Annotated in this window: 10 protein-coding genes and 1 pseudogene; 5 read left to right on the top strand and 6 right to left on the bottom strand. The window is 68.8% G+C overall.

From position 1 onward, the window contains the following. Positions 1 to 246: 246 nt before the first annotated feature. Positions 247 to 760, top strand: a pseudogene (locus ACFWFI_RS36345) (IS982 family transposase); the annotation flags it as partial. 29 nt (positions 761 to 789) lie between these two features. On the opposite strand, the gene ACFWFI_RS36340 reads toward ACFWFI_RS36345, so the two are convergent. The 4 genes from ACFWFI_RS36340 to ACFWFI_RS36325 all read right to left on the bottom strand — a co-directional run bounded on the left by ACFWFI_RS36340 (position 790) and on the right by ACFWFI_RS36325 (position 3854). Beyond that, positions 790 to 1398, bottom strand: coding sequence for a GNAT family N-acetyltransferase (locus tag ACFWFI_RS36340; protein ID WP_387398899.1), 609 nt, complete (start codon positions 1396 to 1398; stop codon positions 790 to 792). Between the two features lie 933 nt (positions 1399 to 2331). Next, positions 2332 to 2733: a hypothetical protein gene (locus tag ACFWFI_RS36335; RefSeq protein ID WP_387398897.1), complete on the bottom strand. Its 402-nt coding sequence runs from the start codon at positions 2731 to 2733 to the stop codon at positions 2332 to 2334. 36 nt (positions 2734 to 2769) lie between these two features. Beyond that, positions 2770 to 2979 (bottom strand): DUF397 domain-containing protein, encoded by a 210-nt coding sequence (locus tag ACFWFI_RS36330; RefSeq protein WP_387398894.1) that lies wholly within the window; start codon positions 2977 to 2979, stop codon positions 2770 to 2772. After that, positions 2976 to 3854 (bottom strand): helix-turn-helix domain-containing protein, encoded by an 879-nt coding sequence (locus tag ACFWFI_RS36325; RefSeq protein ID WP_387398891.1) that lies wholly within the window; start codon positions 3852 to 3854, stop codon positions 2976 to 2978. The genes ACFWFI_RS36330 and ACFWFI_RS36325 overlap by 4 nt, the downstream gene beginning before the upstream one ends. A gap of 164 nt (positions 3855 to 4018) precedes the next feature. On the opposite strand from ACFWFI_RS36325, the gene ACFWFI_RS36320 reads away from it, so the two are divergent. The 3 genes from ACFWFI_RS36320 to ACFWFI_RS36310 all read left to right on the top strand — a co-directional run bounded on the left by ACFWFI_RS36320 (position 4019) and on the right by ACFWFI_RS36310 (position 6570). Beyond that, positions 4019 to 4465: an ATP-binding protein gene (locus ACFWFI_RS36320; RefSeq protein ID WP_387398889.1), complete on the top strand. Its 447-nt coding sequence runs from the start codon at positions 4019 to 4021 to the stop codon at positions 4463 to 4465. A gap of 280 nt (positions 4466 to 4745) precedes the next feature. Beyond that, on the top strand, positions 4746 to 5654 hold the full coding sequence (locus tag ACFWFI_RS36315; RefSeq protein ID WP_387398886.1) for a helix-turn-helix domain-containing protein: 909 nt from the start codon (positions 4746 to 4748) through the stop codon (positions 5652 to 5654). 16 nt (positions 5655 to 5670) lie between these two features. Beyond that, positions 5671 to 6570, top strand: a complete 900-nt coding sequence (locus tag ACFWFI_RS36310; RefSeq protein ID WP_387398883.1) for a hypothetical protein — start codon at positions 5671 to 5673, stop codon at positions 6568 to 6570. A gap of 99 nt (positions 6571 to 6669) precedes the next feature. On the opposite strand, the gene ACFWFI_RS36305 is transcribed toward ACFWFI_RS36310, so the two are convergent. Continuing rightward, positions 6670 to 7554, bottom strand: a complete 885-nt coding sequence (locus ACFWFI_RS36305; protein WP_387398880.1) for an aldo/keto reductase — start codon at positions 7552 to 7554, stop codon at positions 6670 to 6672. Between the two features lie 15 nt (positions 7555 to 7569). Next, the gene (locus ACFWFI_RS36300; RefSeq protein WP_387398877.1) at positions 7570 to 8511 is read right to left on the bottom strand and encodes an NAD-dependent epimerase/dehydratase family protein; all 942 of its coding nucleotides are present in this window, start codon (positions 8509 to 8511) and stop codon (positions 7570 to 7572) included. Positions 8512 to 8582: 71 nt separating this feature from the next. On the opposite strand from ACFWFI_RS36300, the gene ACFWFI_RS36295 reads away from it, so the two are divergent. Then, positions 8583 to 9482: a LysR family transcriptional regulator gene (locus ACFWFI_RS36295; RefSeq protein ID WP_387398874.1), complete on the top strand. Its 900-nt coding sequence runs from the start codon at positions 8583 to 8585 to the stop codon at positions 9480 to 9482. The last annotated feature ends 549 nt before the right edge of the window (positions 9483 to 10031 follow it).

The raw sequence follows: 10031 nt of genomic DNA, 5'->3' as shown, positions 1-10031 counted from the left end.
TTGCGTGGGGGGGCTCCCGCTCCAATAACGTATGGGGTCCCCCCCATGCTTGGCCTTTTTTTGTTTCGTAAAAACCCGGTTGTTGGGCCGGGCCTGCGGGTTGCGACTACGGCCGCACGAGGCTGCCCCGTAGCGTCACCGGCCCACCACCATCCAAAAACTCAAGAGCCGGAGCGACCTGACAGGGTCCCACCGGTCTCCTGCGCCGGAGATCGTTGACAGGAGCGGGCGGGGGAGTCGATGTGTGTGAAGGCAGAGTTGGACTCCCTCGCGACCGCAATTCACGTGAAGACCGACGACCTGCTGAAGAACTCGCCGCATCTCGCACCCTGGCGTCCGGCGGTCGGGACCACTCCGCGGTTGGCCGATGCCGAGCCGGTCACGCTCGCGGTGATGCAGGCCATGCCGGGCTTCACCTCCGAGCAGGTGGCTCCGTCACGCCCGCTCCCACCTGCGGCATCTCTCCCCCTACCTGTCCAGACAGCCCGGCTACAACAAGCGTCTGCGCAAGGCCGCCGAGCCTCTTCGGCGGGTCACCCGACTACTGGCCACGGACACCTTCGTCTGGAGCGACGATGTGTGGATCGTGGACTCCACGCCGGTGGAATGCGAACGCTCCCGCGAGACTGTCAAGCGCTCCGACCTGGCCCGATGGGCCGAGTACGGCTACTGCGCCAGTCACAGCCGCTTCCTCCGGGGACTGCGGCTGCACCTGGTGTGCACCCTCCGGGGCCTGCCGATCGCCTTCCCCCTGACCGGGACTGTCAGCATGTCCGCCGAGCTGTGAAGCTATCCGGCCTCAAAGGCGTCTGCCGGGACCTCGAAGACGGTCACGAGCCCGTCGCGCTCGTTCCCCTGCTCGCCGACACGCGTGAAACCGAAGCCCGCGATGGTGGCCAGGGAGGCATTGTTGTCGGACCTGATACGGGCCCGCACGGTCCTGACACCAGGTTCGGTGGCCGCCCTGACGAGCAGCGCCCTCACCATGGCGCGGGCATAACCCTGGCGGCGGTGGCCGGGCACGACGGTGAAGCCGACCTCGACCGTGCCGGCCTCGTCCGGTGGCCCGTGGAACCCGGCATCGCCGACGACGGCTCCGTCCGGCTCGGACACCGCGGCCCGCGTGATCCACGGCGCGGCAGACGGGTCCGCGGCAAGTTGGTCGGCGCGATAGCCGAAGATCCAGCGCGCCCGTTCGCAGACGAAGTATTCGTCAAGGGCGACCCCGGCCTCGGCACTGCCACCGGCGAGGTCACCTTCGGCAAGCGCCCGCAGTGCCTTCGCGCTGAGTTCGACGAAGCGGACGTGTTTGGGGATGGAGAGGAGCTCGTTGTTCATCGCGGAGATGCTCGCCCAGTGCTGGAGGGCTGTCCACCGCTTTACGGCCTCGGCGGACATGGTGATCGTCCTGGTCGGGCCGTGACATGAGAAGGACCGCATGAACGCCGCGATTTCTACGCCGAGAACCGTCTCGCGATCGCCTCACTCGTGTCCGGCCGATCCGCGCAGCGGGCCACCCACCGCCGGATGAGCGCCGAACTCGTCCTCGCCCGCGACACCACCCGCTGATCACGCGCCCGAAGCGATCTTCACATTGGGTGGTGGCGGCCCCAGAGCCTGTTCACCAAAGGGGCTGCGGCTCCCACAAGTGTCATGACCAAGGCGGCGACCCAATACCGCTGCCCGTGCCCCAAAGTCAGCACCGATACCACCCCTACAACGGCTCCGAGACTCAGGCTCAAAGCCGGCCACCACTCGCTGCGGCGCAGTAGACCTGGGACGGAGTACATCGTCACGATGACTCCAGCGGTCATTGCGAACTCATACCACCCGCCCCCGTCGGGAAGGTTCCATCCGCCGCGACGTCCCCCATTGCTGTGGTAGACGAACCGCAGGTGGACTGCACCAGCAGCACCCCAGCACAGCGCACTGGCACTTACCACGCCTATCAGCGCTCTCCACTCCCTGATCCCCATGACCAGGATGGTAGATCCCGTCCCCCAACCACGCTCCTCCCGCTGCCGTCACGGCGGGGAGGTGCCCGGTGGTTTGGTCCGGTGGGCTGCGGACGGAGCCATCCGCTTGATCCGGCGTCCTCGCGGGTAGCGGCGGTTTCGACGGGAGCTGTGAGCCTTGTCGCCGCTCATGTGATCGGACCGGGTGCGGGGCCGTCCCCCGGACCCCTTGATCACCGTGCGGTGGCGCACCACCGGCCACCCCGGGCGCCCGATAGCGGCAGATGCGCCTCCTGAAGCGACCAACTCGCGAGTCGAAGCAGCCGTCACTTGAGCATCACTCCCTGATGTGGGCGTGACACTGCGATGACAACTCCTAGGCGTATGGCACGACCACGATCTGTACGTCGTCCTCGTAGACGACCCGCCCCGGATCCGGGGAACGCAGCGTCAGGCAATCGACGCCGTGAGCGGCCAGAATCTCCAGATAGCCGGGGACCCGCGCGAGGAGGTGCGCGGCCGACGGCTTGAACCACGCTGCGGCGCCAGGGTTGATCTCGTCGTCGTAAACCGTGGAGTCAACGGTCGAAGGGTCGGTGTACGCGGCGTCGTACCAGCGGTTGTTGCTGCGGCGGAAGGACTCCTGTTCGTCCGAGAGTCTCCCCTCACGCCCCAGCGTGTTGACGAGCCCGAAAACTCCGGTGAAGTGGCCTCGCGTGTTCGGGTGCGGCGACTGGAACCGTATGTACGGGACGGCTTCGCTCTCGCTGTCGATCATTCCCACCGGGCCACCCTCCCTCCGCGCTCCGGACGGTCAGCGCTCGGAGGCGTACGCCAGGAAGGCTTCCCACGCGGTCGGGGCGAACCCGAGGTGCGGGCCTGGGACGCTCTTTGAGTCGCGGACGTGTACGGCGCCGGGTGTGGTCGCGACCTCGACGCAGTCAGCCTCACTGCTGTTGCTGCTGTAGCTGCTCTTGAACCACTTCAGTCCGTGAACGCCCCCGGCGTGCAGCTCGCTGATCATGTCTCTCCCAGAAGTTGCTCGATGAAGGCCAGCGACTCCCGAGGGGTGAGAGCCTGGGCCCGGATCATGCCATACCGCAGCTCAAGGATTCGAAGCTGTTTCGGATCGGATACCGCTCTTCCGTTGAACGCCCCCTCCGAGCGTCCCAGAGCCGTTCCGTCCTTGAATTTCAGCACCTGCGTCTCTCCCTGCATTCCGGCGTGCTCCTCGCAGGCAATCGGCATGACCTGGATGGAAACCTGTCGCAATTGGCTCAGCGACAGCAGGTGTTCGAGCTGGCGACGCAGAACCATTGTGCCCCCGAGCGGGCGCCTGAGCGTTGCTTCCTCCTGCACGAAACTGAGCGCAGGGGATGGGCTTCGTTCGAAGATTGTCTGCCTGGCCACGCGCGCGGCGACGGCCTGCTCGACCGCATCCGGCTCGTACGCGGGCAGTCGCATTTCGAAGAGCGCTCGCGCGTACTCGGCGGTCTGAAGCAGTCCGTGCAGGTTGTGGTCTCCATACGCCAGGAGTTCGACAGCCTGAGCCTCCAGCTTCGCCAGTTCCCGAATCTTCTTCGGGTACCGGGCCTCTGCCAACTCCCGCTTCAACAGTGCGAGCTTTCCGCCCGCGCCGAGCACCTCGTCCGCCCTGTCCAGGAATTCCGGGCGGGGGATGCGCCGACCGCCCTCCACCTTGTAGACCAGGTCCTCCCCGTACCCGATCGCGGTCCCGAACTCACCGGCCCGCATGCCGGCCGCCTCCCGCCAGGCCTTGACCTGGCGGCCCACCGTGGCGGCCATGGCGACTCCCGACTCGTCGTCGGGATCGACCTCCCAGCCGGGCTCGTCCGCTTCGTCGTTCCCGCGTGCCGTGTCAGCCTCGTCCACGCTCATCCGTGCCCCACTTCCGACGCGCCTGCCGTTCTTGCACCAACCTCTGTCGTCCCCGGTGAGTCACCCCGGACAGCCGGGACAGCACTGGACAAGGACTGGACAATCACCGTACGTATCCGGCTTGTCCCTCTTCACGGTAAGCAAAAGGGGCCACGCTGAGTGACGTGACCGAGGAAATCACCCGAACCGAACATTCCGCTCTGACCCGGCAGTTCACAGTGCTGCTCTCGCCCACCCGACGGGGCGCCCGGCTCGCCCGGCTCGCCCGTCTGCTCGCCACGGCGCACCTGGGTGACTGGGGGCTACCCACCGAGCCGTCTGCGCACGTCGTGGCCGAGCTGGCCACGAATGCCGTTCTGCACGGCCACGTACGGGGCCGGGACTTCCGGCTGCGCCTCGCGGTCCTCCGCGATGCGGTCCTCCGTATCGAGGTGACCGACGCCCGTGGCGAACGGCTGCCTCCCGCACCCGGAACCGCCGAAGCAGTCGCCGCCGACGCCGAGTCGGGGCGCGGCCTGCTGATCGTCGGGGTTCTCGCGGACCGCTGGGGCGTCGACGTCGGGCCCGCCCCGCGCAAGACGGTCTGGGCCGAAGTCGACCTCGTACGGTGACCGCCGCCACCGGGTCGCGGTGGCCCGCGACCCGGTGGGCCGCGACCCGCTGGCCCGCGACACTAAAAGCTTTAAAGAACTCGGGGAAATAACCCTTCCCAACCCAACCCGCCGTAATTCATGTTTCGTCACTCACTCGGGTGACATAGGGCAACTGAGCTGGATTTGGCACGTGTTGCCGGGCATATGCTCGCCTCGACCACACAGACATGAGACGGCCCCCGGCGAGACGCCAATCTCGATCGAGGGCCTGACCACCGAGGAAGTTAGGCCCTTCCCGATGGATACCCAGCAGATTACCGCGCCCCCGTGCGCCCAGCCCGCTGTATCCGGCGTGATCCACAGCAACGTCCGGCACACCGCAGGCTTCACCGTCATCGGCAATCACCTCGCCCAGCACCGGGGCCTCTCCCTCGTCGCGGTCGGCCTGGCCGTGCACATCCAGTCGCTGCCGACCGGAGCGAAGATCGGCATCAAGCGCCTTGCCGACCGTTTCCCGGAGAGCGAGACCCGTATCGCGGCCGCCCGGCGGGAGTTGGAGGCGGCCGGTTACCTCCACCGCAGCCGCGTACGCCTCGCCGACGGGCGCATCGTGACGCGCACGGTCTCGTACAACCAGCCGGGTGCGGACGCCCTTACCGTCAGCGTCACTCAGCCCCGGGTCACGCTCAGCACGGCCGAGCCCGCCCCACGTGAGCCCGCCCCGCTGATGCCTACTCCCATGCCGCAGCCCGCCGCCGTCCCCGCACCGCCCCCGACCGCCCGCACGGCATCGCCCGTACCGCTGCCGCAGCCGCAGGCGCTGACCCCGGAGCTTCAGCGCACGGCCGCCGCACTCTTGGCCGACCTGCGTCGCCATACGCACCAACTTGTGCTGACCGAGGCGGACATCAGCGCGCTCACGCCCGGCATCGTCACCTGGCTCGAACGCGATGCCCACCCCGACACCATCCGGCACGCACTCACCGCCGACCTCCCCGTCCCCCTCAAGCACCCAGCCAAGCTCCTGCGGCACCGCATCACCGCCCTGCTTCCGCCACCGTTGCCCGGCGCACGCGAGCTGGAGGCCGCACGCCCCGGCGTGATCGTCATCCCGCTCCAGAACTGCGACCGCTGCGACCGGGCCTTCCGCTCGCGGCACCCCGGCCACTGCCGCGACTGCCGCACCGACCTGCCCGCAGCCGCCTGATCCCGAACGGAAACCCATGGTCAGCGCACCGCACGAAGCGATGCACCGCATCTTTCAAGAAGACCCGGGCCTCTTCTCTCGGCTCTCCGACGTCCTCGGGCTCGATCTGCCGCCCCTCAGGTCGGCAGCGACTCTGACCGTCGACCTCACCGAAACCGAACCCCTCGAACGACGCGTCGACACTCTCCTGCACATCAGGACGGAGAACGACGGTCCCTTCCTCCTCGTCGTCGAAGCCCAAGGCAAGAAGGACCCAGGTAAGACAGCGAGCTGGCCTTACTACGTCACGTATCTCAACAACAAGTACCGGCTCCCCGTGCTGCTCCTCGTGATCTGCCAGGATCACGCGACCGCCGCGTGGGCCGCCCGTCCTCTCACGATCGGCCTGCCCCAGTGGTCGACCGTCACCACCCGCCCCCTCGTGGCGGGCCCCCACAACATGCCCGTCATCACGAACGTGGCCGAAGCCCGGAAAGACCTCGCACTCGCCACGCTCTCGGCGATCACACACGCTGACAATCCGGACGTCGATGCGATACTGAAGACGATGTCCGTCGCCCTGCGCGACACACCGGAATCGATCGCTGACCCCTTCGTCGAACTCATCGCACAAGGCCTGGGCAACCGCCCCGCCGCGCAACAGTGGAGGAACCTGGTGGCCGTGGATCTCTCCTTCTACATCTCGCCGCTCTCCGAAGAAATCCGGGACGAGGGTCGCGCCGAGGGCCGCGCCCAAGGTCGTGCCGAGGGCCTCCTGCTTACCCTCGACGTGCGTGGCATCGACATCACCGATGCCACTCGCGAGAAGATCACGACGTGCGGCGACCCGGAAATCCTCCGCCGATGGCTGGCTCGCGCAGTCCTCGCCACCACGGCCGGCGAGGTCTTCGGCGAGGAGCCCTCTGCCGACCGGTGACCGGACCCAGCACGGCACGAGGGCAGGGCCGGGTCCCCTCCGTACCCGGCACCCGCTCTCGCGCCGTCTCCGAACTCGGGGTTGAGGTATTGAGCAGGTTCAGCCCGGCAGGGCGTCCTTGAGCTGTGTCAGTTCCGCCTGGCTGAGCTCGAGTTCCGCGGCCTGCGCCGAGTCCCGGATGGACGCCGGACGACTGGCGCCCGGCACCGGGATCACCGCTGGGGAGCGGCTCAGCAGCCAGGCCAAGGCGATCTGTTGCGGGCTCACGCCGCGCTTGGCCGCGATGCGCTGGAATGCGGTGCCGGCAGAGGTCGGGCCGGAGGGGCCGTCGAGGGAACTACGGGAGATGCCACCGAGGGGGCTCCAGGGCAGGAACGCCAGGCCCAGCCGGGCGCTCAGCCGCAGCTCGGGCTCGCTGTCGCGGACGGCAGGTGAGTACTGGTTCTGTACCGAGACGAGTCCGTCGCCGAGGATCTGATGCGCCTGGCGGATCTGGCCGGTGGTCACGTTCGAGATGCCGGCGGCGCGGATCGTGCCGGCGTCGAGCAGCTCGCGCAGGGCGCCGACGGATTCCGCCCAGGGCACGGCCAGGTCAGGCTTGTGCAGCTGGTACAGGCCGATGGCCTCGATCCCCAAGCGCTCGGCGGAGGCTTCGGCGGCGCGCTTGAGGTGGGAGGGAGTGGCGGTGACGGTCCAGCTGCCGTCGCCGGGCCGGCCGCGGCCGCCCTTGGTGGCGATCAGGACACCGGAGGTGTCGCCACCGTAGCGGGCCAGGGCCCGGGCGATCAGCAGCTCGTTGTGGCCCACCTCGCCGGCGTGCCAGTGGTAGCTGTCGGCGGTGTCGATGAGCGTGACGCCGGCGTCGAGAGCGGCGTGGACGGTGGCGACGGCCCGCGCCTCGTCCGGGCGGTGCTCGATGGACAGCGGCATGGCGCCCAGGCCGATGGCGCCGACGGCGGTGCCTGCAACGGTGCGGTAGCGCATGGCGGTCGGGGCTCCCTACGCGGCGGGGGTGGCGGATGCGCTGACGGTCTCGGCGACGGCGCCGGGCAGCCAGTCGGCGATGCGGGAGAAGGTGAAGCCCAGCTCCTTCGCACGGGCATTGCTCATGGCGTAGTGGCGGTCGAAGGAGAACGGCGAGGTCGTCCCGCCCGCGGCGACGGTCCGGAAGACGGGCTCCCTGCCGGTCTGCGCGGCGACCGTCGCAGCCAGGTCGCGCACGTCGAGCAGGCCGTCGGAGCAGGCGTTGACCGGCCCAGTGAAGTCGGTGGCGATGGCCGCCCACAGCAGCAGGTCCGCAAGCTCCTCGTAGTGGATGAACACCGTCGGCAGCGTCTTCGCGTGCACGGCGATCTCTTCGCCCCGGCTGATGTGCTCGGCGTAGTGCGCCAGCCGACCGGTGAACTCCTGCGCGCCGCCGCCGAGCACGTGCGCGCTGCGCACAGAGGCGAACGCGAAGCTTCTGTCCCGGGTGAAGACGGCCTCCGCCTGGCGCTTGCCCTCGGCGTAGTGCGCCTGAAGATATGCCTCTTCGTGCCAGGGCAGGTCCGTGGCCACCCGCCAGGCGCGCGGGTCCACGTTCTCCTCCGGTACCGGGGTACCGACCGGTACAGCCGGCAGCGCGGCGGTCCCGGGGTCGTAGACCTCGATCGTGGACGTCATGACGTAGCGCCGGGTACGGCCGGCGAAGGCGCGGGCCGTGATCGCGGCCTGCACCGGGGTGTAGCAGACCTGATCGACAATCACATCGAAAGTGCTGGAGCCGAGCGCTGCGATGAGAGCGGCCTCGTCGTCGCGGTCGACGGCCAGGTGCTCGACACCGGCGGGCGGCCGGTTGGAGCCGCGATTGATCACAGTGACCTGATGGCCGGCTGCCCGCGCGCGCTCGACCAGGAGCTTTCCGAAGTACCGGCTTCCGCCGATGACGCAGATTCTTTGCATGCCCTCCATCCTGGAGACCTATCGTCATCAGCAGAAGTGCTGGCCTACTGGAAACGCCTTAAGGAAAACTGTTGATCGATGTGCAGCGGCTCCGCGTCCTGCGGGCGGTGGCGGACCACGGCAGCTTCAGTAAGGCAGCCGCGGCTCTGCGCCTCACCCCTTCTGCCGTCTCCCAGCACGTGGCGGTGTTGGAGCGCAGCCTCGGTGCCCAGGTCGTGACACGCAGCACGCGCGGGGTCACCCTCACTCAGGCCGGTCAGATCATGGTCGGCGCCGCCGAGTTCGTCGCAGCGGAGCTCGAACAGGCAAGACAGCAGGTCGAGCGGCTCAGCACAGGCCGCGTGCAGCTCACCGTCGCCACCTTCACCAGCGGCGGCAGGTACCTGCTGCCCGGCGCTGTACCCCGGTTCATGGCAACCCATCCGAGTACCACCCTCCACGTCAGGGAGGGCGAGCCCGAGGACACCTTGCCCCTTGTTCGCCAAGGCGCCGTCGACCTCGCTCTCGCCTACCACTTCGACGGCCCGCTGCCCGTCGGGCCGGGACCGAGCTCCGGCCTGCAGTGGACCCCGATCCTGGAAGATCCCCTGCATGTCGTCATGCCGGAAGGGCATCGACTCGCCGGCCACCAGGCGCTCGACATCGCCGAGCTGGCGGCCGAGCCCTGGGTGCTCGGCTGCCTCAAGACCGAGGCATACCTGCGCCGCTATGCCGAGCGGGCGGGCTTTGAACCGGAAGTGCGCGGCACCACCACCGACTACTTCTTCGCCCGCTCTCTCGTCGCCGCGGGAGTGGGAGTATCCCTGATCCCCTCCATCGCGCTCGTCCCGATGGTGCCGGGTCTGCACGCCGTCCCGATCAAGCCGCCGACTCCGGCCCGGAGCATCGGAGTTGCCACGCTCGGCCGCCGCGAGCACCCACACGTCACGGCGTTCATCGAAGCCCTCCGCGAGCAGGCGGCGCGTGAATAGTGCTGCTGCGCAGACCTCCACCGCCCAGCTGCCCGCCCGCTGTCAAGCAAATAGCCTTGCCGAAATAGCAAGTCGGGGGCGGGGTCCGATATGCCGTCGGGCGGATCGGGCGGCCACAGCCGGCGGCTTCTGCTCCCGGCCCGGGGGAGGGGGATCGGCAACGAGCCGGCGCCCCCGCACTCTCCTTCCGCGGCGTACCGGCGAAACCCTCGCTCAGACAGGTCGCCAACCGTGACGACCGCCTGCGCCGTCACGCCGGGCGCATGGGTGACAGGGGTTGTCGAGATCTCGGCGGTCCGGGAGATGGTGACGGCGTCGGCTGTCTTCATCGCGCCAGGGAAGACGTGGCGTCAAAGGTCGTGCTCGGACGCATTCGTCGCGTCGCCCGTCTCCTCGGCGGGTACCCGCTCGCCCCTCGGGGTCGGTCGGCCCACAGGTACGCCACGCACAGGAGAGGACCGGGCGTCGGCCCAGGGCGGGCCGGCGGGGAAGCGACGTCCGGGCCTCTCCGTGGCGTGACCGGCCCCGCCGGCCGGGCGCGGGGGGCCC

This window comes from Streptomyces sp. NPDC060209 (genome assembly GCF_042728155.1).
Taxonomy (GTDB): Bacteria; Actinomycetota; Actinomycetes; order Streptomycetales; family Streptomycetaceae; genus Streptomyces.
Note: the sequence above shows the minus strand (reverse complement) of the source record. Positions and strands in the feature narration are given on the sequence as shown.